Raw genomic sequence first — 23558 nt, forward strand, 5'->3', positions numbered from 1 at the left:
ATTCCGCTGCCTTCCCTCCGAAGAGTTCCGTCAGTTTCCTGCGCTCGACTTGCATGTATTAGGCACGCCGCCAGCGTTCGTCCTGAGCCAGGATCAAACTCTCCATAAAGTGTTTGACTTGCTCGTTGTTGTGACCGAAGTCACGATTGACGAAGCTTGCGCTTCATTCATGTTTGTATTCCGTAGAATACGATTTTTGCCTCATCGTTCAGTTTTCAAAGTTCGTCATTGTTTGTTTTGAAAATGGTGGGCCTAAGTGGACTCGAACCACCGACCTCACGCTTATCAGGCGTGCGCTCTAACCAGCTGAGCTATAGGCCCGTCAAAGCAAACAAAATATGGTGCACCCTGAGAGATTCGAACTCCCGACCCCTTGATTCGTAGTCAAGTACTCTATCCAGCTGAGCTAAGGGTGCGATATGGTGCGGTCGAGAGGACTTGAACCTCCACGATGTTGCCACCACTAGGCCCTCAACCTAGCGCGTCTACCGATTCCGCCACGACCGCAAATATGAAATTAAAAATGGTGTGTCATGCAGGATTCGAACCTGCGACCCTCTGATTAAAAGTCAGATGCTCTACCAACTGAGCTAATGACACATAAAAACTGGGCTGGAAGGGATCGAACCTTCGCGTGCTGGAATCAAAATCCAGTGCCTTACCACTTGGCTACAGCCCAAAAATGGCGGTCCTGACGGGATTCGAACCCGCGATCTCCTGCGTGACAGGCAGGCATGTTAACCGCTACACCACAGGACCGCAATTTGAAGTTGTAAACAACTCTTTAAAAAGAAATGGTGGAGGATGACGGGATCGAACCGCCGACCCCCTGCTTGTAAGGCAGGTGCTCTCCCAGCTGAGCTAATCCTCCATATGGTGACCCGTACGGGATTCGAACCCGTGTTACCGCCGTGAAAGGGCGGTGTCTTAACCGCTTGACCAACGGGCCATATCGTAATTAATAATTATTCTCAAGAAACATTTTCACATAAGAGGTCTGGCGGAGATGGAGGGATTCGAACCCTCGCACCAGTTTCCCGGCCTACACCCTTAGCAGGGGCGCCCCTTATAGCCACTTGGGTACATCTCCAAAAGAATGGCTCCGCAAGTAGGATTTGAACCTACGACCTACCGGTTAACAGCCGGTTGCTCTACCACTGAGCTATTGCGGAACGTTACGTTCTGTTCGGAACACTTTTATATAGTAGCAACTTTTTTTCTTTCCGTCAATGCTTTTTTAAAAAAGTTTTTAGCGACGATAAGTTGTTTAGTTGCTGTCGTTTTGACGACTTCTATAATTTATCATGCTCCGAAATGAACGTCAACTACTTTTGTAAAAAATCTTTCCGCGACATCGACCACATCGATATCTTTCCGTATTCATGCGTCTTTTCCTTCTATATAATGTGCTGCATTTCTCACATTCGTAAAGATAGGATTTTTTTTCATCTTCTTGTCTCCTCGGACTGTATCGAAGCCCACCGTAGCGCTCTAACCATTCTTTAAAGTCTTGATCTTGATGACGGTGCCCCATTCCTGCTAGATGTAAATGGTAGTGACACAGTTCATGAATCACGATTCCGCGGAAGACTTTCATGTCATCGATATATCGTTTATTGAAGTCTAAATGATGATCGCCTAAGAAGTAACGACCACCTGTCGTCTTCAGCCGTGGATTAAAATAAGCTTCATGTCGAAACGGTAAGGAAAATACGTCGAGCGAAAGTTGCTCGACGTATCGTTGTAATTGTTCATTCGTCATTTCGGCGGAACCAGTGTCAAACCAATCCGTCCCCGCTCTGGTTCAACATTCGTCACCCAGACCGTCACAATATCCCCGACAGCGACGACATCAAGTGGATGTTTGACACGTTTACGACTGAGCTTCGAGATATGAATCAAGCCATTCTCTTTCACTCCGATATCAACGAACGCACCAAAATCAAGAACATTGCGGACCGTTCCTTGGAACTCCATTCCGACTTGGATCATATCCATCGATAGAACATCTTGACGAAGTAACGGTTTATCGAGCGCTTCCCGTGGGTCACGCCCTGGACGTTGTAACGCTTCGATGATGTCACGTAGTGTCGGTTCTCCGATCTCGAGCGTCTGTGCCATCTCCGGTAATGACAATGTAGACAACTGTTCCCGCACCGAATCCGTTCCAACTTGCTCCAGCGTTAAGCCTAATGTCTTGAACAACTTCTCGACTGTTTTGTACTGCTCTGGATGAATCGGCGTCCGATCGAGCGGATGCGTACCTTCTAGAATTCGCAAGAATCCTGCTGCCTGTTCATAGGCCTTTGCACCAAGACGAGGGACTTTCAATAATTCCTGACGCGTCTTGAACGTTCCAAGTTCCGAGCGGCGTTCAACGATTTTTTTCGCTGTCGCCTTCGTGATTCCTGCGACGTAACTCAAAAGCGGTTCTGACGCTGTATTAACATCAACTCCGACTTGGTTGACGACCGTTTCAACGACAAAATCAAGTGTCTCCTTCAGTTTCATTTGCGAGACATCATGTTGATACTGACCGACTCCGACAGACTGTGGATCGACTTTAACGAGTTCAGCCAGCGGATCTTGCAGGCGACGCGCAATCGAAATCGCGGATCGTTGTTCGACCTGAAGCTCTGGGAACTCGGTCCGGGCAATCTCTGAAGCGGAATAAATACTTGCTCCTGCCTCGTCGACGATCGTAAAGGCGATATCTTTTTGTCCCTTCATCCAGTCCGCAACGAATGCTTCTGTTTCCCGTGAAGCTGTTCCGTTCCCGATCGCAATCAATTCGATCCCGTATGTATCGACGAGCTGTGAAAGGGTTTGACGTGCTTCTTTCGCTTTTTGCTCTGACATCGTCACGTAGATGACGCCGACTTCCTTCATCTCACCTGTCGGATCGATGACCGCCCACTTACACCCTGTCCGGTAAGCCGGATCAAGACCTAACATGACTTTCCCTTTCATCGGTGGCTGCATGTAGAGTTGGCGGAGATTCTTACCAAAGACGTCAATCGCTTGGAGTTCTGCCTTTTCCGTCAGTTCATTTCGAATTTCGCGTTCGATGGCAGGAAAGACGGATTTTTTATAGCCCGTCGTGATCGCCGCTTCGATGATATCACGTTTCTTTGGCGCCAGTTGTGCGTATGAACGAAGCAATGTGGGTAAAACCTGTTGTTCCTCTAACACCACTTTCACAGAGACGATTTTCAATGCTTCCGCACGGTTGATCGCCAGAATCCGGTGCGGAACGATCTGTTGAATCCGCTCACTGTAGGCATAATACTGTGCAAAGACACCTTTTTCATCAACTGCATCCTTTTTCTGTTTCGTGACGATTTCTGCTGAACGGCGCATTTGCTTACGAATGAACTCACGCACCGTCGCTTGTTCGCCCCATTCCTCGGCAATGATCGATTGTGCTCCAGCAAGTGCTTCTTCCGGATCCAGCCCATTGCTTAAGCGGTGGAATGTCGCTTCATCATAGGCGGACTTGTCGCGGAACCAGTCAGCAAGCGGTGCAAGTCCTGATTCCCGTGCGATTTCTGCCTTCGTCCGACGTTTTGGTCGAAATGGTAAGTAGATATCTTCGACTTGCTGTAACGTCGTCGCTTCTTCAAGTGTTCGACGAAGTTCCGGAGTCAGTGCACCTTGTTCCTCGATCTTTTCAAGGACGTCGCTCCGTCTGCTTTCAAGTTGCGTTAATTGTTTATGTCGATCGAGAATCGCTTTGATCGCGACCTCATCGAGTTCTCCTGTCTGTTCTTTTCGGTAGCGGGCGATGAACGGAATTGTACCGCCTTCTTCCGTCAATTGTAGGACTGCCTTCACTTGCGCAGGACGTACATTCAATTCACTTGCGATTCTCTTTTCCATCTGCTTCACCTCTCATTCATTATACCGAAGAACGCATGGAAAAGAAAAAAGACTGACACGAGGTCAGTCTTTTGAGAATACTTCATTTGGTTCAACTTTGATCGCTTCACGCAACTTCTGCAAAGCGCGTCGTTGGAGACGGGATACGTGCATTTGTGAAATGCCGAGTAGTTCGCCCGTTTCTTTTTGACTCATATTGCGGTAGTAGGCACATTCGAGAATCGAACGCTCGCGGTCCGTTAAGACAGCAAATGCCTTCTCAAGAATCAGACGTTGATCGACGGAGTCGTAGCCGTTTTCTTGATTCCCGACGAGGTCGAGTAACGTAACGGTACTACCTTCCTGATCTGCCTCAATCGAACTATCGACGGATAACGCTTGATAGCTTTTACCCATTTCAAGTGTTTCGAGGACTTCCTCTTCCGATACTTCAAGACGCGCAGCAATCTCATCGATACGCGGAGAGCGTTGCAACTCCGTCGTCAATTCTTCCACTGCTTTCTTGATTTTCGGTCCGAGTTCCTTGATGCGACGTGGAACATGGACGCTCCATGTCTTATCGCGGATGAAACGTTTGATTTCACCGATGATCGTCGGAACAGCAAATGACTCAAAACTGCGACCGAATTCTTTATCGAAGCGGCGAAGCGCTGCGAGCAACCCAATCATACCGACCTGAACAAGATCGTCATGAATTGGTCGACCACGCGAGAACTTCCGGGCCAAAGCTTCTACCAAGTCTGAATAACGCTCGAGTAATGCCGCATGCACTTCCTCATCTTGGTCGTCCTGCTGATACAAATCAATCAGTCGAAGTACTTCATCATCACTGTGATGGCGTTGTTGAGACTTTGCTGGCACTTTGACCCACCTCATCTCTATTCATATATTTTGTCATATGGACAGTGACGCCGTTCGCTTTCTCGATCGTTACTTGATCCATCAATGCTTCGATCATCAAGATACCGAGTCCTCCTTCATGCAAGGAGTCGAGATCGTGTGAATCTGTAATCGGTTCACTCTGGCGTTTGACCTCATCTTTATCGAACGTAATGCCGTTATCTTTGACGACAATCTCAAGACGATCATCCGGATAGACGTTGCATGTCAAGGCGATGCTACCATCTTCTTTTCCTTCGTACGCATGTTGAACAGCGTTCGCACATGCTTCTGAGACAGCGATCTTGATATCTTCGATGTCATCATACGTGTATCCCATCCGGTTCGCGACGCCTGAAACCGTCAAACGGGCAATGGCTACATATTCCGGTTTTGCCGGTAATGTCATGTTTAGTTGTTCGTTCTTCATTGCGTTCCACCTCTTACACCACTATCGATTGTAATGATGCTTGAAAGACCTGTGATTTCGAATAGACGACGGATGCGTTCAGAAACGCCGACGAGCGTGAACGATGTACCGTTCTTTTTCGCTGCTTTGAGTGCTCCGACGAACACGCCGAGACCTGTCGAATCCATGTAGTGGACTTCATCCAAATGGACGACGACATCGTTTGTTTCAACTGCCGGGACTAGTTCTTGGCGAAGTTTTGGTGCTGTATACGTATCAATCTCACCTGCGATATAAAGATGCGTCTGACCGTCAAGCTGCTCTGTTTTAATTGTTAAATCCATCTTCAAGTTCCTCCTCAAGGAAAATCTGTCTATGTGGTCTTACTATTTATCCTACCTCATCCTTTTATAAAAAGGTCACTTGGGTATGTTTCCCCGAAGTGAAAACTTTGAAACCCATTTTATAAAAAAAAGAGGTCAAAAAAAGTCGCATACGCTAGTATCGACTCTTCTTGTGTTGCGCTTCTATGTAAGTGCCTAAAAATCAACCAAGCCTAAGCTGATTGCGACGGCACTATTTACCTTCATCATCGTGTCTGGATCTAGATGTGTGACTTTATCCGTTAGACGGCGTTTATCAATTGTCCGGATTTGCTCAAGTAAGATGACCGAATCACGTTCTAATCCGTGTCGCTCTCGATATACTTCCACATGGGTCGGTAGTTTGGCTTTGTCGATCTGTGCCGTGATCGCAGCCACGATGACTGTCGGGCTGAATCGGTTACCAATATCATTTTGTAGAACAAGCACGGGACGAACTCCCCCTTGTTCCGATCCGACCACAGGTGACAAATTTGCATAAAACACGTCGCCACGTTTGACTATCAAAGCTTACACCCCGCTTACTTGACGTAGGAGTGAGAACTCCGCCTCCGTTTCAATCTGGAACATTTCGCCAACGATCGATAAATTGATTGCTGCCATTTCTTCGTAACCACGCTTCAATTCCTCACGTAGCTGACGCTTGCGTTCTTCGGTCGTATGGTTCGACTTCATCCCAATCGTCTCCTTCGCTACATTTCGCTCAACAAACTGCATTTCCCGTTGTTGGACCAAGATAATGGCACCTCCAGATTCACTGAAACCTTAACGAACGACTCACTTTCTACTTCAATATATCAGTCGAATTCAGAAAATACAATCAAAATTCAAACAAATAACATATTTTTGCCATCTTATTGATGTCTTGTACGAATCATTGACGCGGAACACGCTTCGAGAATTGACAGAGAACTTCATAGTTGATCGTTCCGAGCCAATGCGCCGCTTCCTCGATTGGTGCCCCTTCTCCAATCAAGATGACTTCCGTTCCGATCGGATATTCCCGTGGTAAACGAATCATGAGCCGATCCATGCAGACCCGTCCGACGATTTCGCACGGCAGACCGTTTACGATCAACGAATAACCTTGGAACTTACGTGACCAGCCATCCGCGTAACCGATCGGAACGGTACCGATCCATTCATCCGTCGGCGCTGTATAGGTCGCTCCGTAACTGATCGTTTGTCCCGGTTCGACTTGTTTGACCTGCATCAGACGACTTTTCAGTGAAAACGCTGGTTTTAAGAACTCGTAATGTCCTGCCATCTCATCCGACGGCATCGCTCCATACAATGCGATACCAACTCGAACGACGTTAAACGGCGCTTGACCTGCTAAGCGAATCGCTGCCGCCGAATTGGCACAGTGGACATAACGGATGTCCGGTACTAGTGCGACATACGATAAAAACGTCTTGAGCTGGCGCTCGAATAACTGACTGTTCAGCTCGTCAGCAGTCGCGAAATGCGTATAGATGCCTTCGAGCTCGACGAGATCATCATCACACTCAGCAAGAATTCGCTTCAACTCATCGACATGTTGCAGTCCGAGTCGTCCCATTCCCGTATCGATCTTGATATGCAAACGGAGATGATCGATTTCCGTCAAATGACGTTTCGCTTCCTGAAGCCAATCGGCTGAAAAGACAGGAACGGCGACATCATAATTCGATGCGACTGGTGCATGTTCTGGCAATAAGGCTTCAAGCATCAGGATCGGTGCTTGGATCCCCGCTTCGCGTAACTCGATCGCTTCTTCAAGGAGTGCGACAGCGAGTAAGTCGGCTCCGTTCTCAAGAGCGATCTCAGCAACTGTCACTGCCCCGTGACCATAGCCGTCCGCCTTGACGACCGCCATCACCTGTTGTTCGCCCATCCGTGTTTTGATTTCGCGTATATTATGTGCGATCGCTTCCCGATCGATTTCAATCCAAGTTGGTCGGTACATCCCATTCCCTCTTCTCTAATAAGACTTGCGCAGATGCATAATGTTCTGAATGTGTGATCGAGACGTGGATGACGCCATCGAATGGTCCACTCATGATCGGTCGCCCCGTCTCATCGTTTAAGATTTCAACGTCTTGCCAAGAGACTTCTTTTCCGACGCCGGTTCCGAATGCTTTGACGAACGCTTCCTTTGCGGCGAAACGTCCAGCGAGATACTCGATGCGACGGTGTCCCGAGAGCGATTGAAATCGTTCCTGCTCTGCCTGCGTCAAGATTCTTCCTACAAAACGTGGCTGGCGCTCAAGCGTTTGCTCGATTCGATCCAGTTCCACTAAATCGATTCCAATTCCATAAATCATCCAAGGCGCCTCCACAGTACTATTCTTCGCCATCTTCATATAGAATGAAGATGAAGCGAGGTGTTGTCATGTTTAGTCGAACGGAAAACCTACAAACGTTCACACGTTCTTATCCGGTCGTTTCGTTGTTCATTTTAATCCAAGTCGCCCTGTTTGTCATCGAACAGTTGGGCCCACTCCTTAATCTGACATTCTCTCCTCTAAATGCAGGGGCATCCATCAATCTCTTAATCGAACAAGGTGAATGGTGGCGTGTCGTCACAGCAACGTTCTTGCATTACGATTTTTGGCACATTGCGTTCAATACGTTTGCTCTCGTCATCTTCGCTCCACCGCTTGAGCGGATGATCGGTCATGGTCGATTTGCTGCCTTTTATTTGCTCGTTGGTACGCTTGCGAACATCTTGACGTACTTTACGAAAATCAATGAACCGTTCTATGGACAAGCTGGAGCATCTGGTGCCATTCTTGGTCTGCTTGGCTTTTACGTCTACTTAAGTCGGTTCAAACGGACGGTCATCATGGCAGATGATACACGTCTTGTGTACATCTTTACCGCGGTCACGGCAGTCTTTACGTTGCTTGGATCGAACGTTGCTGTCTTCGGTCACTTGTACGGTTTCGTCCTCGGATTCCTCTTCGGATTCGTCTTCGGTAATCGTGCCGTTCCATTCACACGTCCGTTCCAAACCGGTCGTCGTACGAGCGGTGGTCCTGTCTTCGTCAGCGGTTCTGGTCAACTTGGCCGTGTATTCTTCTACATCATCATCGCATTTGCTGTACTCGGATTATTCTTCCGCTACTTGTAAACCGGCATAAAAAAGGGACTCACGCTTTTAGCGCGAGTCCCTTTTTTAGCTTATTTGCGAAGAACTTCTGCCAAGTCCTTCACATCATCAATCAGGTTATGGATCGTTTCCTGATTGTCCGTATAGAGTGCTTTTAATTCTTCAAAACGTCCTTTTGGATCTTGTTTGACAGCAGACAATTGTGTTCCTGCGCCGCTGAATGTCCGTTTCACTGCTGCGAACTGCGCTTGACGCGTATCTTTATGCAGTAGTGATAAAGTAGCGCCGACAAGTGCGCCACCAAGTGTTGCTACGACAAAATAGTTCTTCTTCATCTGTTAGTCCCCCTGCATCTCACTCATTTGTTGGTGGTACGATTTGATACCGTTTCATGACGGGAGAAGGCGCGAACGACTTCCCTGCCTCTTCAGCATACTGGTCTACCGTGAGACGTTCAACTGATTTTGCATAACGAGCCCCGTCCCCTGTCTCATGGAACTGGATCAATAAGACAAGATCCGTTCCCTTCTCGACACGTCCAATCCGAAATGCCTGGAAACCACCATATTCTGCTCCAATGACTTTCGGATTCGACATCACTTGATGTACGAATAGATCCCCGCTATTTTGATCTGCCGGAATCGACCAGTAGAAGAGACTGCCTTCATCCGAAAAGTTGCCACGTGATTCGAGCAACGTGTAGGTATTGCCGCTTTGAAAAGGTGATTTCGAGTCCGTCTCCATCCAGAGGATGGCATCGCCGCTTCCGCTAGCGACACGAATATGAGCATCACGGGAACGAATTTGTTCAACGAACGAACCGCTACCGAATGTGATCGAAAGTTTAGATGGCATCACAGGCCTCCGCAAGTTGAAAGTCTTTTTCCGTCAATCCGTTTTCATCATGAGTCGTCGCAGCAAGTGTGACGTTTTTATAGTCGATCACGATCCGTGGATGATGATTCAAGTTTTCCGCAACACTCCCGACTTCCTGTACGAAATCCAGTGCCGCAGGAAACGATGCAAGTGTATAGGTCCGGACGATTTCATCATCGACGACACTCCAATCCTGCAACCGCTCAAGACGCTCTTCCACTTCATACTCATTCAACCTAGCCATCCCTTTCTCCTCCTCTACTATCATTTTCGTCCTATACCTTATACCCCATTCTCTTACTTCTCTATACCTGTTTGTATCCGATTTCTTCCTTTTGCCTTCTGTGTGAGATAGAGTACAATGTGAAAGAGAACACTAATTCAAAATCGGAAAGGGGCTTACGCATATGCGCGCTCTGATTGTCATTGATTACACGATCGATTTCGTTGCTGACGAAGGAAAGCTGACTTGCGGAAAACCAGGACAAGCGATTGAAGAACGGATCGCTACGTTGATGGAGGAGTTTTCAACGGAAGATTACGTCGTCATCGCCAACGATATTCACGAGGAAGGCGATACGTTCCACCCGGAAACTGTCCTCTTCCCACCTCATAATATCCGCGGAACACATGGACGTGATCTGTTCGGGAAAGTCGCAGCCATGGCACGGGTCGCCGATCACGTCATCGACAAGACGCGTTATAGTGCGTTCGCCGGGACGGACCTCGATTTACGCTTGCGTGAACGCGGTATCCGCGAAGTCCACCTCGTCGGTGTCTGTACGGACATTTGTGTCCTTCATACAGCTGTCGATGCCTACAATCTCGGGTATCGTATCGTCGTCCATGCCGATGCAGTCGCAAGCTTTAACGCGACGGGTCACGACTGGGCGCTTACACACTTTAAACAATCGATCGGCGCAGAAGTCGTCGGCGAATAAGAAGGGATCTGTCCGTCATGTTACAACGTAATCTTGCACTCCATACCGATCTGTACTTACCACGGTGGATGTATATCTATTGGAAAGAAGGACGTCATAATGAACGCGCCGTCTTTGATGTTTACTACCGTTCGAATCCGTTCGCAGGAGGCTATGTCGTCTTTGCGGGTCTCGAAAATATCATCGAGTATATTCAAACACTCCGTTTCACGGAAGAAGATATCACGTACTTGCAAGAGATGATCGGCTTCCCGGATGAGTTCAAGGATGAACTGCGTCAGTTCAAGTTCAATGGCTCGATCTCAAGTGTCAAAGAAGGCGAAATCGTCTTCCCGAACGAACCACTGATTCGGATCGAAGCACGCATCTTTGAAGCGAAACTCTTACAGACTGCGATTCTGAACATCGCGAACCACGAATCGCTCATCGCGACGAAATACGCACGTATTCGTCAATCGGCTCCCCGTGCGAAGTTCCTCGAAGCTGGTGCTCGTCGCGCGCAAGGAATCGATGCCGCTTACTTCGGAACGCGTGCTTCATACCTGGCTGGTTTTGACGTCACAAGCCTTGCTTCAGCAGGACGCGACTTCGGCATCCCGTGTGGCGGAACGATGGAGCACGCCGACATTCAATTCCACGATGACGAATTGACGGCATTTCGGACATTCGCTTCTCATTATCCGGATCAGGCGACATTACTCGTCGATACGTACGATACGCTCAAGAGTGGTCTTCCGAATGCGATCACGGTTGCGAAAGAACTCCAAGCCAAAGGACATAAACTACGCGGCATCCGAATCGATTCCGGTGACTTATCCTACTTGTCAAAACGTGCCCGCAACATGCTTGACGAAGCTGGCTTCCCGGAAGTCGATATCGTTTTATCGGGTGACCTCGATGAATACGTCATCCAGGACTTGCGCATCCAAGGTGCCCAAGCCAATACGTTCCTCGTCGGAACACGTGGCATCACGGCCTACGAACAACCGGCTCTTGGGATGGTCTATAAACTAGTCGCGCGTGAAGTAGATGGCGAGCTCGCACCCGTCATTAAAGTATCCTCGTCAAAAGCCAAGACGACGACGCCTCACATCAAGGAAGTCTATCGCATCATCGATCCAGTGACGGATAAGTTCAAAGGGGATTACGTGACGTTGATGGACGAAGATCCGTCGACACTTGAAGCTGTCGATCTCATCGACGTCCGGGACCCATCGTTCCGAAATCGCATCGAACAGTTCAAGGTCGAGCGGTTACTTGAACCAATTTTCAAAGATGGAGAACTGGTCTATACGGTCCCAACGATTGAAGAAAGTCGCCACTTCCACGAAACACAGATCGGTCGTCTCTGGGAAGAGTACAAACGGCTGCGTTTGCCAGAGATTTATGCTGTCACATTCAGCGATCGTCTCTGGAAGCTCAAACTCGACATGATTCGGGATACCCGACTGGCGAGTGGTTTAAAATAAGACGCCAAAAAACGCCGTTCCTCCTCAGGAAGAACGGCGTTTTTTCTCATGTTAATCCTGCTTCGTTTCCGACAGGTGTCATTTCTGTTGGCGCTTGTTCCATCTTCTTACGAAAGTACCACGCGAAGCCGAGTGCACCTCCGATGAAGACGATATACGTGATGCGTTGACCGAATTCAGCTAAGGAATCAGCGTAGAAAATACTGATTAAATGATCACTTCCACTAATGAGTAGCAAACAGGCAATCAGGAGCGCAATGCGATATGCAAGCGTCGGGCGGTCTGTCGGTTCAGCATGCCAATACATGATGATATGGTGGGCAAGTAGAACGATACCCAGGATTCCTAATATTCCAATGAGTACTTGCGGCATAATGAACGATCCTCCTGTTTAGTAGTATCTAGTCTTATTTAAACATAGTTCATACGAATTTCGTCAGGAAAAGTTTCCCGTCCCCCATTCCTCACGGTATACTGTAGGAAAATCGTAAGCGAACAAAGGAGGGCATTTTTTCATGAAAACCTTTAAGTTATGCACGTTACGCATTTTAATGGACGAATCAGGACGTGATACGACGATTCCCGTCGCCATTCAGGACGGATTGACGGTTAGTACCGAACAGACGGCACAGTGGGTTGCAGAAATCGTCGTTCCTCCGATGGATCAGCCGATCGTCGATGAATTGTTCACAAAACATTTACGTGCTTTGATTGAAATCACGATCTCACGACCTGATAATGATCCTGCCGCGATGATCGTCACGCCCCTTGAACGGACTGCCTTAAGCGAACACGTCTCGTATGTCTTCACGGGTAAGATGGTCATGATGAAGAATGATTTATCTGAATCAATCCTACGCGAAGTCGTCGAAGATGGATTCGCTGGCGAAGAACTCGTCCAAGAATATAAGGATCGTCGTTCGAAGCGCGGCGCGCATATTACGAGCATTGCAAAGGAAACGTTCAAGCAATATCTAGCAGAACACCCGAAAGCGCCAGTCTCTTAAGGTTTTTCGACCTCGTCCGTGATGTGATCCGCTACGTTGATTCGATCAATCGTATAGTGATCCGTATATTGGATATAATTCGCACACGCGTTTTTCAAAGGTGTCCGGTAACTGAACGTCGCATCAATCGATGATAAAGCTGCCTTAATCGTATGCGAGTGACAGACGATCAAGATCCGTTTGCCCGCATGCATGCGTGTCACTTCCTGTAGCGCCTCGAACACGCGACCCTGGATGGCTTGTTCCGTTTCGAGACCTGGCACAAGTGTCGTATCGTTCGCTTGAACGGTCTCGTAAATCGCTGCGACCGGTTCACCAGAGGCGGCACCGAATTCGCGTTCGACGAGTCGCTCGTCTGTCGCCGTAATCGTCAAACCGACAGCACGCCCGATGATTTCCGCTGTCTCAACAGCACGGGACAACGGACTTGCTAATAAGATATCCCATTTTTCATTCGCTAGATAAGCGGCGCTGAGTTCCGCTTGTCTTCTTCCTGTTGCATTCAACGGTATATCTTCTCTTCCTTGAATCCGTTCGTTTAAGTTCCAATCCGTCTGACCATGCCGCACTAAACAAATTTCAGTCATGTCTCTGTCTCCCTCATTTAAGAAATATGACTGATTGTATCATGTTTTCCATTCGGAAGTTGTCGCGGTGGCAACAGTAGCACCTGACAGGTGAAACGCTCAATTCGTTCGAGCAATCGCTCGATCTTCAATGGATTTTCCGTCTGAGCAAAACTGGCAAGCGAATGGGTACCGTTCGGAAAAGAAAATAAACGGACATCAGCTCCGACATCGGCTCCTTTTTCGACGAAATGGAGTGCTTGCGAAAAGGGAACGATTGGATCTTTTTTGCCATGCAAGAGCATGATCGGTGGGGCATCCGAAGATAGGTGTGTGACCGGTGAGACGTGTGTCATCAGCTTGCGCCATTCTTCCCGTCCACCCTTATAGAACTTAATGTGGGCAATCCAAGTCTGAATGAAATTAAACAATAAAAAATTCGTCGGCGGATATAAAGCGATGACACCACTGACCAATGGCATGTGGCGTTCATCACGCTCTCCGACAAAAGCAGTTGGGGCAAGTGCCGTCGTCAACATGAGTGCGGCTCCGGCAGAGTCTCCCCATACCATCATCCGTCCTCTTAAGATACGAAGGTCCTCTGCTTCCTTGTTCAAAAAACATAACGCATCCCGTACATCCTCGAGGTTATCCGGAAAATAACTGCCCTCTTCGAACAAACGATAATCGATGCTACAGACGGCAACTCCGAGTTCAAGTAGGCGGTCGACGATTGGACTAAAGCAGAACATATCGTCCCGTTCTCCACGAACGAATGCACCACCGTGTGCGTAGATGGCAATTGGAAATGGTCCTTCCCCCAGCGGATAATAGAGATCGAGCTGTAAGGTGCGGTCCCCCACCTGTTTATAGATGAGTGTCCGCGGTGCAAGTTGTTTTTCTGTGAGTGGCAAGGCGGGTTCGGTCCACCGAAGTAATGCACCGTAATTGTTCCAGATGCTCGCTCCCGCTGCTGCTGTCGTCAATAATGCAGCTCCCCCCATTAGCCATGCAGTTTCACGTTTCACTTGATCACCTCCAAAAGACGTGCCAGTTTCTTCACTTTATTATCCTTTTACCCCGTTTTAAAAGAAGTCGAACGTCTTGGTATTCGTACTTGACGCTTCATCGGTGTTCCGCTATAGTGAGAAAGTCCAAATCGGAATAGTTACGTTTTAATAATGGAGGTATCATATAATGAAAAAAATCATTCCTGCTTTAACAGTCGCCTTCGCGAGTGCAAGTGTCCTCGCGGCTTGCGGATCAAATACCGATTCATCGACTTCAGATAGCAAACAGACAGAAGTCTACGCATCAACGTTTGCGACGGCTGCTATCGCCCGCGAAATTGGTGGCGATCAAGTCAATGTCAAAATGATTGTCCCACCTGGAGCGGATCCCCATTCTTACGAACCAACATCAAAACAACTCACTGAGATTGCTAAAGGAGACTTGTTCCTTTTAACGGGTACGACGCTTGAGCCGTATTCGAAAAAAATTCAAGAGAGCCTAAAGGGTACAGACGTCCGCTTCATTGAGACGAGTAAAGATGTCAACTTACTAGAATCGGATGCTACACTTCATGCACATGAAGAAGAGGGGCATACAGAAGACGAACATGCCCACGAAGAAGAAGGGCACGATGATCATGCAACGGATGAACATGCGCATGAAGAAGAGGGTCATGACCATGGAAAATACGATCCACACGTCTGGCTCGATCCTGTCAACGCGAAAGCAATGGCACGCTCGATTACAACTGCCTTATCAAAAGAAGTACCAAAAGACAAAGCAACATTCGAGAAAAACTTAAAAACGTTCGATCAGCAAGCAGATGAATTGGACGAACAATTCAAACAAGCGGTTGCTGACGGATCAAAAAAAGAACTTCTCGTCACACATGCCGCATACGGTTACCTCGCAGAACGATATGGTTTCACGCAACTACCGATTGCGGGAATCTCTCCTTCCGATGAACCGTCACAAAAGCAACTGGCTGCTTTAGTGAAAGAAGCACGGATGCATGATTTGAAATACGTCGCGTTCGAAGAGACGGTCTCACCTAAGGTCGCACGTGTCATCCAAAAAGAAATCGGAGCTGAATCCGTGACGATTCATAACCTAGAGTCGGTCACGAAAGCACAACAAAACAGTTCTTATTTCAAGTTGATGGAAGAAAACGTCCAAACATTGAAACAAGCACTTCAGTAAAGTACAGTTGACACGCGTTACTCAATACGGTACGGTAAGAAACGTGTTTTACAACAATTGAATGACTTCTTTTTATCGCGAGAAACGGAGGGACTGGCCCAATGATGTTTCGGCAGCGGACGATTTGATTCGTACTGTGCCAAATCCAGCAAGCGAAAGCTTGAGAGATAAGAAGAGCGTCTTTATTTCATAAAGACCTCCTTCTTTCTTGCGAAGGGGTCTTTTTTTGTATCTTTGAGAAACGAGGTGTCAACAATGAATGAAACGATCACGCCTAACAAATGGGCACTGCTTCCCCTCGTCGTATTCCTGGTCCTCTTCATCGGAGCCGGGATCTTCTATGGCGACTTTTACAAATTCCCGATCCTCATCGCTGCATTGATCGCTTTGATCTTTGCTGCAATCACGACGAAAGGATCCATCAATCAAACGGTTGAACGAATTGCAACGGGTGCCGGAAATCCCGATATCATGATCATGGTCTTCATCTTCTTATTAGCCGGTACGTTTTCTGGAACGGCAGAAGCAATCGGTGCCATCGATGCGACCGTCAATGCTGCTTTGACGTTCCTCCCTCCATCACTCCTGATGAGTGGTCTGTTCGTCATTGCCGCCTTCATCTCGATGGCAATGGGAACATCGACTGGAACGATTGCTGCACTCGCGCCGATCGCCTTCGGTATTCATGAAGCGACAGGCATCAACGTTGCGATAGCAGCGGCTGCTGTCGTTGGTGGATCGATGTTCGGCGATAACTTGTCGTTCATCTCGGATACGACGATTGCTGCCGTCCGGACCCAAAAAACGAACATGCGTGATAAATTCCGGACGAACTTCATGATCGTCCTACCGGCTGCTATTTTGACGGTCATCTTGCTCGCATTCGTGTCTGGTTCTGGTGACGTCGTCGAAGCAAAAGCATTTGAGTTCTATAAGTTGATTCCATACCTTGCTGTCATCGTCCTTGCACTATTTGGCGTCAATGTCATCCTTGTCCTTATTGGTGGTACTTTGCTAACCGGTATCATCGGTATGATCGATGGTAGTTTCGGCTTGAGTGGCTTCGTCCTCTCGATGTCTGAAGGAATGATGGGCATGGCGGAGATCTCCATTTTGACGCTCCTCATGGGTGGTCTCGTCAGCTTGATTACGTTCAACGGTGGAATCGCCTTCTTAAAAGAGACGCTGACACGCAAGATTTCACAGCGTCGCGGTGCCGAATTCAGTATGGCGGCACTCGTCAGTGCGACGAATCTTGCGACAGCAAACAATACGATCTCGATTCTCGTCGCTGGACCACTGGCAGCTGAAATCGCCGATACGTATGAAGTCGATCGCAAGAAATCAGCGAGTATTCTTGATATCTTCTCTTGTGGGATTCAAGGCATCATTCCGTATGGAGCACAACTATTGATTGCAGCAGAATTGACGAAAACGGCTTCTCCTGAACTGATTCCGTATCTGTTCTATCCATTCCTCCTCTTCGTCTGTGGATCAATCGCCATTTTCTTCGGCTTGCCACGCATGAAGAAGACAGCGACGAAGCAAGAAAAAATTTCTTCGTAACCATAAAACAGGTCCAATCGCGTCGACGATTGGACCTGTTTTATTATTTTTTCTGCTTCGCTTGTCGTTCTAAGATTAAATAAGCAATTGCCGGAAGCGGGAATTGAACAAGTCCAGCGCCTCCCCAAACCCATGGATTACGTCCTGATTTTCGCGCACTAAGAAATAGACCCACTGCCTGCGTTACTAACAAGGCGCCAATACTAAGCCAAGTACATTTGGATAACTTTTTATTCTTTTGAGCCATCTTTTCTCCCCCTCTTTTAACACACGATTAAATCTCATGGTTCTTTTCTATTTTACCGTATTTTATTCCTCCATGAGCATGGAAACGGACGTCTTCGTTCGTTCATGCTAAACTAAACGAGCAAATCTAAACTACGTTTTATGAGGAGGAGTAACACATGCAATACGCAAAACTTTCAAACGGTATTACGATTCCCCAAATCGGATTCGGTGTCTGGCAAGTAGACGAAGAAACAGAAGCACCAGCTGCTGTCGCTGAAGCACTACGTGTCGGCTATCGTCATATCGATACGGCTGCTGTCTATAAAAACGAGCGCGGTGTCGCAAAAGGAATCAAGGAAAGCGGCGTGAAACGTGAGGATCTCTTCTTAACGTCAAAAGTCTGGAACGATGATATTCGTGCCGGTCGGACGAAGGAAGCATTCGCAGAATCGCTCGAACGTCTCGAAACAGATTATCTTGACCTTTATCTCATCCACTGGCCGGTCGAAGGCTATATCGAAGCGTGGAAAGCAATGGTTGAACTGTATGAAGCAGGTAAGATCAAAGCGATCGGTGTCTCGAACTTCAAAGAACATCACCTCGATACATTGGCAGAAGAGGGCTTGATGGCACCAATGATCAACCAAGTCGAGTTGCATCCACAATTGCCACAACACGAATTGCATGAATACTTGCAAGATCACAACATCCAAGTCGAAGCATGGAGTCCACTCATGCAAGGGAAATTCCTCGAAATCAACGATTTCAAGGAAATCGCAGAGAAACACGGCAAGACACCTTCACAAGTCGTCTTACGTTGGCACCTCGACAACGGCATCGTCGCTCTTCCGAAATCTGTCACACCAGCACGCATTGCGGAAAACTTCGACGTCTTTGATTTCCAACTCGATGCCGATGATCTTGAGAAAATTGATCGTATTGCAACGGACGTCCGCCTTGGACCAGATCCGGACGAAATCGATTTTTAATTTGACGATTCACGTAAAAGATGAGGCTGACTCAAAAGTCCGTTTCCACAAAGAGAGGGGTGGCAGAACGATGATCTGCCACCCTATCTCGTAACAAAAAGAATGACGCGTTTCACGCAACTCCTACAGGAAAAAGCGCATCTTTGCGCTGTCAGAGACAAGCAAGACCCGTTTTCCTGCTTGAATAAAGCAGGAAAATTGGCTTGTGTCTCGCCTGAGGAAAGGGCGTGAAAAGACGCGTCATTCTTTTTTTAAGTCAGCCTCTTGATTCATTTGAACGACGAGAGACCCGTTTCTAGTCTATGACTTAGAAGCGGGTCTCTTTTTTTATGATTTAAGCTGATCAGACATAATAAATCAAAATCGTATCTTCCGCTTCTTCTGCCTTTTGAAAATAGGCACGCAAATCGGCGAACTGTTCCCAGATATCCTCGAATTCGCCCGGTGTTCCGGCTTCATCATGAATCGAAGCGAGTGCCCGTTGATCAAAATTCCGCATCACCTCAGCCGAGATGATGAGGAGTGGCAAGGGCAGAATACCGACAATCGCCGCTTTCTCCTCATTGACAATCAACTCTTCGCCAACGATGGCTCGTCCCAGGTTGTAATGTGTGTCTTGATCAATATAGATATCGATTTGATTCATCAAATGATAGATGGCATTCGTCTGTTCGAGAGCGAATAATTGTTCATGATCGGGTTGTGTCTCATGAATGAATAAAATCCAGTCCATGATGATGTGGGGATCGTTTCCGAACGACTCCCAGACCGCATCCGTGACGCGGACGAAATGTACGTTTTCCATTCTCCCCCTCCCTTCTGTACTCTGTATTCCCTTTTTAAATTCGTTCTATACAAAAAAAGAGCCAGATTTCTCTGACTCCCTCTCCTTAGATCGCTTTTTCGTCTTTTTCTGATTCTTGCCATGCTTCAAGCGTATCTTTCCCTGGCAAGTTCGAAATCGAGTCCGCATAGAATCGTGGCTCTTTTCCAGCTTTTCGTTGCCCGACATAATCTTCGAGCGCCAGTTTGGCGATTTTTGAAAGACGGAAGATCGCGTACAAGTTAACGATCGCCATCAGCCCCATGAAGATATCTGCTAAAGCCCACACGAGGTTCGCCGATTCAACGAGTGAACCGAAGACGATCATGACGAGAACGAGCACACGATATGCCATCAAGACTTGTTTATTTTCACGGATGAAGTTGATATTCGATTCACCGTAGTAGTAGTTTCCGACGACGGAACTAAAGGCAAAGAGGAAAATTGCGACGACCATGAATCCTGTCGCGAGTGATCCAACTTGTGATGCGAGCGCACCTTGTGCTAAGTCGATCCCAGCTACCGGTTGACCACTAGCATCTTTTGTTGCCACTCCACTGACGAGAACGATCATCGCTGTCGCTGAACAGACCATCAATGTATCAACGAAGACCGCAAACGATTGAATCAATCCTTGTTTGACTGGGTGAGAGACTTCCGCTGTTGCCGCTGCGTTCGGCGCTGAACCCATACCGGCTTCGTTCGAGAACAATCCACGGCGAATCCCGTTCAAGAGCGCTGCCCCTACTGCACCACCTGCGAGCGTCTTGAATTCGAATAGACCTTCTTGGAAGATCAATTTAAAAATACTTGGCAGTACTTCAAGATTCGTCGCCATGATGTAGAGCGCGATCAGGATGTAACCACCTGCCATGATTGGTACGAGGAACGACGCGACAGTTGCGATGCTACGGACGCCACCAAAGATGACGAGTGCCGTCAGCACGACCAGTCCGACCGTAATCCAGGTCTTATCAAAGCCGTATTGATTTTGAAGTGAAAGCGAGATCGTATTCGATTGAACGGAATTGAAAACAAATCCGAATGAGATCGTAATCAAGATACTGAATAAGATCCCTAACCAACGTTGACCGAGTGCTTTCTCCATATAATAGGCAGGGCCCCCACGCCACGCCTTATCATCACGTACCTTATAAATTTGAGCGAGTGTACTCTCGACGAATGCCGATGCCGATCCGATCAAAGCAATCAACCACATCCAGAAGACCGCTCCTGGTCCACCGAGTGCGATCGCTGTCGCGACACCTGCGATATTACCAGTACCGACACGTGCTGCCGTACTGATCGCAAATGCTTGGAATGGCGACACGCCATCTTTCCCTTTATCCGTTCCTTGGAACAGTAAGCGTAACATCTCCGGTATCATCCGGAATTGAACGAACCGCATCCGGAATGTAAAATAAATGCCTAATCCGACGAGTAAGATGATCAGTACGTTTGTCCATAACATGTCACTGATTCTACTGACTACATCCATTACCTGCTTCTCCATCCGATTCCCTCCACTTCCACCACATAGTTTCTCTTTTTAGATGTAAACTTTTTTCACATGTGAATTATCATACGCAATTTTTTTTGAAAAATCAAACTCATCTATACTTCAGACTACAAAAAACGTGTTAAACCTCACATCCGATGTCAGGTTTAACACGTTTTTATCAAGCATTTTTGAATTAGATGAACAAGTTCAGGTTAGCACCATCCGTTGCACCAAGGTAACTCGCGACACCACCGTAATCGATATCATCCAGTAATTCCTCTTTCTTGATGCCCATGATATCCATCGACATCGTGCAGGCGATCATCCGTACACCCGCTGCTTGCGCTTTTGCCATCATCGTCTCGAGCGCATCGACTTGTTTATCCTTCATGACTTTTTTCATCATCTTTTGACCGGCTCCTGCCATATTCATGTTCGAGAGTGGTAACTCCCCAGCATGCTTTGGCATCATCATGCCCATCATCCGTTCAATACCAGCTTTTTCAACTGCCGGTGCGTCTGGTTTTCGAATGATGTTCAAGCCCCAGAACGTAAAGAACATCGTCACTTGTTTCCCCATCGCTTGTGCACCTTGCGCGATGACAAAAGACGCAAGTGCTTTATCGAGATCACCACTGAAGACGACCATCGTCGCATCATCTGCTGGATTGACTTGAACCGGTGCTGGAGCTAGTGTCTCTCCTTGCCCTTTTTCAAGCATGACCTCAACGACTCCCTGATTCATCTCCGCTGAATGGACCGTGTGACCTAGTTTTTTCGCCCATGCTTGAACGTCTGGCAAGAATCCTGGGTCTGACGCCTTGACGAAAATTTGCTCGCCGTCCGTCATCTGATCGATTTTTGTTTTCAGCTCTAAGATTGGACCTGGGCACTGTAAGCCGCACGTATCGAGTAGCGTCACTTGTTCCGGTGCAGTTTTCGTTTTTGGCTCACGTTTCGTTACCGTCACAGCTGTCTCCTCCTTTGCCTGGCTTCGCGCTTCTTGATCGCGATGCACGACCGACCATGTTTTGTAGCCACCACTTAAGTTTTTCACATCATAACCGTGTTGTTGCAATAGTTGACTCGCTACATATCCACGTAATCCGACTTGGCACGTCACATAGATCGTTTGATTCTTCGGTAGATCATCCAACTTCTCACGTAACGTTGGTAACGAGATATTGACCGATCCCGGAATCGAACCTAACTCGTTTTCCGATGGTTCACGGACATCAAGTAACAGACCGCCGTTGGCGACAATTTCATCGATTTCGTGCCAATGAACGTTCTTACTGTCACCAAGCACGATGTTCGACGCAATATAACCTGCCATGTTGACCGGATCCTTTGCTGAACTATATGGCGGTGCATATGATAGTTCAAGATCTGGTAAATCAAGCACTGTCAATCCACCTTTGATCGCTGTCGCGAGGACATCGATCCGTTTCTCAACACCTGTCATACCGATTGCCTGTGCGCCGTAAATCGTTCCTTCGATCGGATCAAACAACAGCTTCATCGAAATCGGACTCGCTCCTGGGTAATACCCCGCATGCGATCCCGGATGGAGATGAACCGCTTCATAACGTAGACCGAGCTGGCGTAACCGTTTTTCATTGTTACCAGTCGAAGCGACCGTCAAGTCGAAGACTTTTGCGACCGCTGTTCCAAGCGTGCCGCTGTAACGAACGTCGCGTCCAGCAATGATGTCAGCAACGAGGCGTCCTTGACGGTTTGCTGGCCATGCGAGCGGGACGTGTGTCGCTTCCTTCGTGATATAATCTTTGACTTCAATCGCGTCGCCAATCGCAAAGATTGATGGATCGGATGTCCGCAGTTGATCGTCGACTTGAATCGTCTGTTTGATGCCAAGCGTTAAACCAGCATCTGCTGCGAGCGTGCTCTCCGGTGCAACACCAATCGATAGGATGTTCATCTCGGTTTCGATCACGCGTCCACTTGTCAGGACGATGCGGCGACCTGCCTCTTCAAAACGAGCGACGCCATCTTCTAGAATCAACTCGACGCCTTTCGCACGAAGATGTTCATGAACGATTGCTGCCATTTCTGGGTCGACCGGAGCCATGACTTGATCCGCCATCTCGACGAGGTTGACGTGCGTCCCACGTTCGACGAGGTTTTCTGCCATTTCAAGACCGATGAATCCTCCACCGATGACGACTGCTCGCTCTGGACGCGTCGTATCAACGTATTCCCGCATCCGGTCCGTATCTGGAATGTTCCGTAATGTAAAGACGTTCGTTGCTTCTTCAAGTCCTGGAATGTTTGGACGAATCGGTTTTGCGCCTGGAGAAAGAATCAGATGATCGTACGATTCATCGTATTCTTCACCCGTTTCGACGTTGCGGATCGTGACCGTCTTCGCTTCACGGTTAATCCGAATCGCTTCCGACAAATTACGGACATCTAAATTAAACCGTGCGTGCATGCCTTCCGGCGTTTGGACGAGTAATTTATTGCGATCCTTGATAACGTCTCCGATGTAGTAAGGCAGTCCACAGTTCGCGAACGAAATCTCTTTTCCCCGTTCAAGCAAAATGATTTCTGCCGTTTCGTCAATCCGCCGCAGTCGTGCTGCTGCCGTAGCGCCACCTGCGACGCCACCTACGATGATCGTTTTCATCTGATGATTCCTCCTTGAGTTTCTATCTGTCACCTAATATACCCTGTTAGGTATGTCATTTCAAGTCAATTGCTCGCAAATTCACAAACA

Annotated in this window: 26 protein-coding genes, 10 tRNA genes, 1 rRNA gene and 1 riboswitch; of the genes, 7 read left to right on the forward strand and 30 right to left on the reverse strand. The window is 47.9% G+C overall.

Annotation, left to right across the window (positions count from 1 at the left end; translation table 11 throughout):
* The 20 genes from ACZGCQ_RS13515 to acpS all read right to left on the reverse strand — a co-directional run.
* Positions 1 to 109, reverse strand: a 16S ribosomal RNA gene (locus ACZGCQ_RS13515); the annotation flags it as partial.
* Positions 110 to 244: 135 nt separating this feature from the next.
* Positions 245 to 321, reverse strand: a tRNA-Ile gene (locus tag ACZGCQ_RS13520).
* An 18-nt stretch (positions 322 to 339) separates the two neighbouring features.
* Positions 340 to 416: transfer RNA gene (locus ACZGCQ_RS13525), tRNA-Arg, on the reverse strand.
* A gap of 4 nt (positions 417 to 420) precedes the next feature.
* Positions 421 to 507: transfer RNA gene (locus ACZGCQ_RS13530), tRNA-Leu, on the reverse strand.
* 17 nt (positions 508 to 524) lie between these two features.
* Positions 525 to 600, reverse strand: a tRNA-Lys gene (locus ACZGCQ_RS13535).
* A 7-nt stretch (positions 601 to 607) separates the two neighbouring features.
* Positions 608 to 679, reverse strand: a tRNA-Gln gene (locus ACZGCQ_RS13540).
* A 4-nt stretch (positions 680 to 683) separates the two neighbouring features.
* Positions 684 to 759 (reverse strand) — tRNA-Asp (locus tag ACZGCQ_RS13545).
* A 36-nt stretch (positions 760 to 795) separates the two neighbouring features.
* Positions 796 to 871 (reverse strand) — tRNA-Val (locus ACZGCQ_RS13550).
* A gap of 3 nt (positions 872 to 874) precedes the next feature.
* Positions 875 to 949, reverse strand: a tRNA-Glu gene (locus ACZGCQ_RS13555).
* Between the two features lie 49 nt (positions 950 to 998).
* Positions 999 to 1090, reverse strand: a tRNA-Ser gene (locus ACZGCQ_RS13560).
* Between the two features lie 7 nt (positions 1091 to 1097).
* Positions 1098 to 1172, reverse strand: a tRNA-Asn gene (locus ACZGCQ_RS13565).
* 149 nt (positions 1173 to 1321) lie between these two features.
* A complete protein-coding gene (locus ACZGCQ_RS13570) occupies positions 1322 to 1762 on the reverse strand; it encodes a SprT family protein (RefSeq protein WP_195865960.1) in 441 nt (146 codons plus the stop codon).
* Positions 1759 to 3879, reverse strand: a complete 2121-nt coding sequence (locus ACZGCQ_RS13575; protein ID WP_481266590.1) for a Tex family protein — start codon at positions 3877 to 3879, stop codon at positions 1759 to 1761. Before ACZGCQ_RS13575 ends, ACZGCQ_RS13570 begins: the two co-directional genes overlap by 4 nt.
* A gap of 63 nt (positions 3880 to 3942) precedes the next feature.
* On the reverse strand, positions 3943 to 4740 hold the full coding sequence (sigB, locus tag ACZGCQ_RS13580) for an RNA polymerase sigma factor SigB (RefSeq protein WP_023469620.1): 798 nt from the start codon (positions 4738 to 4740) through the stop codon (positions 3943 to 3945).
* A complete protein-coding gene (gene rsbW, locus ACZGCQ_RS13585; RefSeq protein ID WP_050679021.1) occupies positions 4706 to 5188 on the reverse strand; it encodes an anti-sigma B factor RsbW in 483 nt (160 codons plus the stop codon). The genes sigB and rsbW overlap by 35 nt, the downstream gene beginning before the upstream one ends.
* Positions 5185 to 5511 (reverse strand): STAS domain-containing protein, encoded by a 327-nt coding sequence (locus tag ACZGCQ_RS13590; RefSeq protein WP_023469622.1) that lies wholly within the window; start codon positions 5509 to 5511, stop codon positions 5185 to 5187. Before ACZGCQ_RS13590 ends, rsbW begins: the two co-directional genes overlap by 4 nt.
* Before the next feature lie 195 nt (positions 5512 to 5706).
* Positions 5707 to 6057: a type II toxin-antitoxin system PemK/MazF family toxin gene (locus ACZGCQ_RS13595; RefSeq protein ID WP_023469623.1), complete on the reverse strand. Its 351-nt coding sequence runs from the start codon at positions 6055 to 6057 to the stop codon at positions 5707 to 5709.
* A gap of 3 nt (positions 6058 to 6060) precedes the next feature.
* Positions 6061 to 6285, reverse strand: a complete 225-nt coding sequence (locus ACZGCQ_RS13600) for a hypothetical protein (RefSeq protein ID WP_023469624.1) — start codon at positions 6283 to 6285, stop codon at positions 6061 to 6063.
* Between the two features lie 139 nt (positions 6286 to 6424).
* Entirely contained in the window at positions 6425 to 7498 is a 1074-nt protein-coding gene (alr, locus tag ACZGCQ_RS13605) for an alanine racemase (protein WP_481266591.1), read from the reverse strand.
* Positions 7476 to 7856 (reverse strand): holo-ACP synthase, encoded by a 381-nt coding sequence (acpS, locus tag ACZGCQ_RS13610; RefSeq protein WP_029342843.1) that lies wholly within the window; start codon positions 7854 to 7856, stop codon positions 7476 to 7478. The genes alr and acpS overlap by 23 nt, the downstream gene beginning before the upstream one ends.
* Before the next feature lie 68 nt (positions 7857 to 7924).
* Between acpS and ACZGCQ_RS13615 the strand changes: the two genes are divergently transcribed.
* Positions 7925 to 8665, forward strand: coding sequence for a rhomboid family intramembrane serine protease (locus ACZGCQ_RS13615; RefSeq protein WP_029342844.1), 741 nt, complete (start codon positions 7925 to 7927; stop codon positions 8663 to 8665).
* A gap of 50 nt (positions 8666 to 8715) precedes the next feature.
* On the opposite strand, the gene ACZGCQ_RS13620 is transcribed toward ACZGCQ_RS13615, so the two are convergent.
* From ACZGCQ_RS13620 to ACZGCQ_RS13630, 3 genes are read right to left on the reverse strand one after another with little or no spacing between them, the layout of a single operon-like run.
* The gene (locus ACZGCQ_RS13620; RefSeq protein ID WP_023469628.1) at positions 8716 to 8979 is read right to left on the reverse strand and encodes a hypothetical protein; all 264 of its coding nucleotides are present in this window, start codon (positions 8977 to 8979) and stop codon (positions 8716 to 8718) included.
* Between the two features lie 19 nt (positions 8980 to 8998).
* Positions 8999 to 9499 carry a hypothetical protein gene (locus ACZGCQ_RS13625; RefSeq protein ID WP_481266592.1) on the reverse strand — a complete coding sequence of 167 codons (501 nt, stop codon included), beginning with the start codon at positions 9497 to 9499 and terminating at the stop codon, positions 8999 to 9001.
* A complete protein-coding gene (locus ACZGCQ_RS13630) occupies positions 9489 to 9764 on the reverse strand; it encodes a 4a-hydroxytetrahydrobiopterin dehydratase (protein ID WP_053452165.1) in 276 nt (91 codons plus the stop codon). The genes ACZGCQ_RS13625 and ACZGCQ_RS13630 overlap by 11 nt, the downstream gene beginning before the upstream one ends.
* A 163-nt stretch (positions 9765 to 9927) precedes the next feature.
* Here ACZGCQ_RS13630 and ACZGCQ_RS13635 point away from each other — a divergent pair, with 163 nt between their 5' ends.
* Positions 9928 to 10461, forward strand: a complete 534-nt coding sequence (locus ACZGCQ_RS13635; RefSeq protein WP_481266593.1) for a cysteine hydrolase family protein — start codon at positions 9928 to 9930, stop codon at positions 10459 to 10461.
* Positions 10462 to 10478: 17 nt separating this feature from the next.
* Positions 10479 to 11930, forward strand: coding sequence for a nicotinate phosphoribosyltransferase (locus ACZGCQ_RS13640; protein ID WP_029342847.1), 1452 nt, complete (start codon positions 10479 to 10481; stop codon positions 11928 to 11930).
* 46 nt (positions 11931 to 11976) lie between these two features.
* On the opposite strand, the gene ACZGCQ_RS13645 is transcribed toward ACZGCQ_RS13640, so the two are convergent.
* Positions 11977 to 12303 carry a hypothetical protein gene (locus ACZGCQ_RS13645; RefSeq protein ID WP_029342848.1) on the reverse strand — a complete coding sequence of 109 codons (327 nt, stop codon included), beginning with the start codon at positions 12301 to 12303 and terminating at the stop codon, positions 11977 to 11979.
* 142 nt (positions 12304 to 12445) lie between these two features.
* On the opposite strand from ACZGCQ_RS13645, the gene ACZGCQ_RS13650 reads away from it, so the two are divergent.
* Positions 12446 to 12937: a YwpF family protein gene (locus ACZGCQ_RS13650; RefSeq protein WP_029342849.1), complete on the forward strand. Its 492-nt coding sequence runs from the start codon at positions 12446 to 12448 to the stop codon at positions 12935 to 12937.
* Here ACZGCQ_RS13650 and ACZGCQ_RS13655 read toward each other — a convergent pair.
* Together ACZGCQ_RS13655 and ACZGCQ_RS13660 are read right to left on the reverse strand one after the other, a co-directional pair.
* A complete protein-coding gene (locus tag ACZGCQ_RS13655; RefSeq protein WP_481266594.1) occupies positions 12934 to 13524 on the reverse strand; it encodes a histidine phosphatase family protein in 591 nt (196 codons plus the stop codon). The genes ACZGCQ_RS13650 and ACZGCQ_RS13655 overlap by 4 nt on opposite strands.
* Before the next feature lie 17 nt (positions 13525 to 13541).
* Positions 13542 to 14531, reverse strand: a complete 990-nt coding sequence (locus ACZGCQ_RS13660; RefSeq protein ID WP_481266595.1) for an alpha/beta hydrolase — start codon at positions 14529 to 14531, stop codon at positions 13542 to 13544.
* A gap of 169 nt (positions 14532 to 14700) precedes the next feature.
* On the opposite strand from ACZGCQ_RS13660, the gene ACZGCQ_RS13665 reads away from it, so the two are divergent.
* Entirely contained in the window at positions 14701 to 15714 is a 1014-nt protein-coding gene (locus ACZGCQ_RS13665) for a metal ABC transporter solute-binding protein, Zn/Mn family (protein ID WP_481266596.1), read from the forward strand.
* Positions 15715 to 15783: 69 nt separating this feature from the next.
* Positions 15784 to 15888, forward strand: a riboswitch (SAM riboswitch).
* 81 nt (positions 15889 to 15969) lie between these two features.
* Positions 15970 to 17280, forward strand: a complete 1311-nt coding sequence (locus ACZGCQ_RS13670; protein WP_481266597.1) for a Na+/H+ antiporter NhaC family protein — start codon at positions 15970 to 15972, stop codon at positions 17278 to 17280.
* Between the two features lie 43 nt (positions 17281 to 17323).
* Here ACZGCQ_RS13670 and ACZGCQ_RS13675 read toward each other — a convergent pair whose 3' ends face one another.
* A complete protein-coding gene (locus tag ACZGCQ_RS13675) occupies positions 17324 to 17527 on the reverse strand; it encodes a hypothetical protein (protein WP_023469639.1) in 204 nt (67 codons plus the stop codon).
* Between the two features lie 157 nt (positions 17528 to 17684).
* Here ACZGCQ_RS13675 and ACZGCQ_RS13680 point away from each other — a divergent pair, with 157 nt between their 5' ends.
* Positions 17685 to 18497 carry an aldo/keto reductase gene (locus ACZGCQ_RS13680; RefSeq protein ID WP_029342855.1) on the forward strand — a complete coding sequence of 271 codons (813 nt, stop codon included), beginning with the start codon at positions 17685 to 17687 and terminating at the stop codon, positions 18495 to 18497.
* Between the two features lie 343 nt (positions 18498 to 18840).
* Here ACZGCQ_RS13680 and ACZGCQ_RS13685 read toward each other — a convergent pair whose 3' ends face one another.
* The 3 genes from ACZGCQ_RS13685 to ACZGCQ_RS13695 form a co-directional block, all read right to left on the reverse strand.
* Complete coding sequence (locus ACZGCQ_RS13685) at positions 18841 to 19302, reverse strand: hypothetical protein (protein ID WP_029342856.1); 462 nt, start codon at positions 19300 to 19302, stop codon at positions 18841 to 18843.
* 85 nt (positions 19303 to 19387) lie between these two features.
* Complete coding sequence (locus ACZGCQ_RS13690) at positions 19388 to 20833, reverse strand: alanine/glycine:cation symporter family protein (RefSeq protein WP_481266598.1); 1446 nt, start codon at positions 20831 to 20833, stop codon at positions 19388 to 19390.
* Between the two features lie 181 nt (positions 20834 to 21014).
* Positions 21015 to 23468, reverse strand: a complete 2454-nt coding sequence (locus ACZGCQ_RS13695; RefSeq protein ID WP_481266599.1) for a CoA-disulfide reductase — start codon at positions 23466 to 23468, stop codon at positions 21015 to 21017.
* Positions 23469 to 23558: the final 90 nt, after the last annotated feature.

This window comes from Exiguobacterium sp. HSB13 (assembly GCF_056764755.1).

What these genes read in the sequence shown, in the direction of transcription:
- ACZGCQ_RS13650 (WP_029342849.1), top strand. Translation starts at nt 12,446, where the DNA reads ATGAAAACCTTTAAGTTATGCACGTTACGCATTTTAATGGACGAATCA.
- ACZGCQ_RS13630 (WP_053452165.1), bottom strand. Translation starts at nt 9,764, where the DNA reads ATGGCTAGGTTGAATGAGTATGAAGTGGAAGAGCGTCTTGAGCGGTTG.
- ACZGCQ_RS13635 (WP_481266593.1), top strand. Translation starts at nt 9,928, where the DNA reads ATGCGCGCTCTGATTGTCATTGATTACACGATCGATTTCGTTGCTGAC.
- ACZGCQ_RS13625 (WP_481266592.1), bottom strand. Translation starts at nt 9,499, where the DNA reads ATGCCATCTAAACTTTCGATCACATTCGGTAGCGGTTCGTTCGTTGAA.
- ACZGCQ_RS13570 (WP_195865960.1), bottom strand. Translation starts at nt 1,762, where the DNA reads ATGACGAATGAACAATTACAACGATACGTCGAGCAACTTTCGCTCGAC.
- alr (WP_481266591.1), bottom strand. Translation starts at nt 7,498, where the DNA reads ATGTACCGACCAACTTGGATTGAAATCGATCGGGAAGCGATCGCACAT.
- ACZGCQ_RS13620 (WP_023469628.1), bottom strand. Translation starts at nt 8,979, where the DNA reads ATGAAGAAGAACTATTTTGTCGTAGCAACACTTGGTGGCGCACTTGTC.
- ACZGCQ_RS13680 (WP_029342855.1), top strand. Translation starts at nt 17,685, where the DNA reads ATGCAATACGCAAAACTTTCAAACGGTATTACGATTCCCCAAATCGGA.
- ACZGCQ_RS13640 (WP_029342847.1), top strand. Translation starts at nt 10,479, where the DNA reads ATGTTACAACGTAATCTTGCACTCCATACCGATCTGTACTTACCACGG.
- ACZGCQ_RS13690 (WP_481266598.1), bottom strand. Translation starts at nt 20,833, where the DNA reads ATGGAGAAGCAGGTAATGGATGTAGTCAGTAGAATCAGTGACATGTTA.
- ACZGCQ_RS13575 (WP_481266590.1), bottom strand. Translation starts at nt 3,879, where the DNA reads ATGGAAAAGAGAATCGCAAGTGAATTGAATGTACGTCCTGCGCAAGTG.
- acpS (WP_029342843.1), bottom strand. Translation starts at nt 7,856, where the DNA reads ATGATTTATGGAATTGGAATCGATTTAGTGGAACTGGATCGAATCGAG.
- ACZGCQ_RS13670 (WP_481266597.1), top strand. Translation starts at nt 15,970, where the DNA reads ATGAATGAAACGATCACGCCTAACAAATGGGCACTGCTTCCCCTCGTC.
- rsbW (WP_050679021.1), bottom strand. Translation starts at nt 5,188, where the DNA reads ATGAAGAACGAACAACTAAACATGACATTACCGGCAAAACCGGAATAT.
- ACZGCQ_RS13655 (WP_481266594.1), bottom strand. Translation starts at nt 13,524, where the DNA reads ATGACTGAAATTTGTTTAGTGCGGCATGGTCAGACGGATTGGAACTTA.
- ACZGCQ_RS13695 (WP_481266599.1), bottom strand. Translation starts at nt 23,468, where the DNA reads ATGAAAACGATCATCGTAGGTGGCGTCGCAGGTGGCGCTACGGCAGCA.
- ACZGCQ_RS13615 (WP_029342844.1), top strand. Translation starts at nt 7,925, where the DNA reads ATGTTTAGTCGAACGGAAAACCTACAAACGTTCACACGTTCTTATCCG.
- ACZGCQ_RS13645 (WP_029342848.1), bottom strand. Translation starts at nt 12,303, where the DNA reads ATGCCGCAAGTACTCATTGGAATATTAGGAATCCTGGGTATCGTTCTA.
- ACZGCQ_RS13675 (WP_023469639.1), bottom strand. Translation starts at nt 17,527, where the DNA reads ATGGCTCAAAAGAATAAAAAGTTATCCAAATGTACTTGGCTTAGTATT.
- ACZGCQ_RS13685 (WP_029342856.1), bottom strand. Translation starts at nt 19,302, where the DNA reads ATGGAAAACGTACATTTCGTCCGCGTCACGGATGCGGTCTGGGAGTCG.
- ACZGCQ_RS13665 (WP_481266596.1), top strand. Translation starts at nt 14,701, where the DNA reads ATGAAAAAAATCATTCCTGCTTTAACAGTCGCCTTCGCGAGTGCAAGT.
- ACZGCQ_RS13590 (WP_023469622.1), bottom strand. Translation starts at nt 5,511, where the DNA reads ATGGATTTAACAATTAAAACAGAGCAGCTTGACGGTCAGACGCATCTT.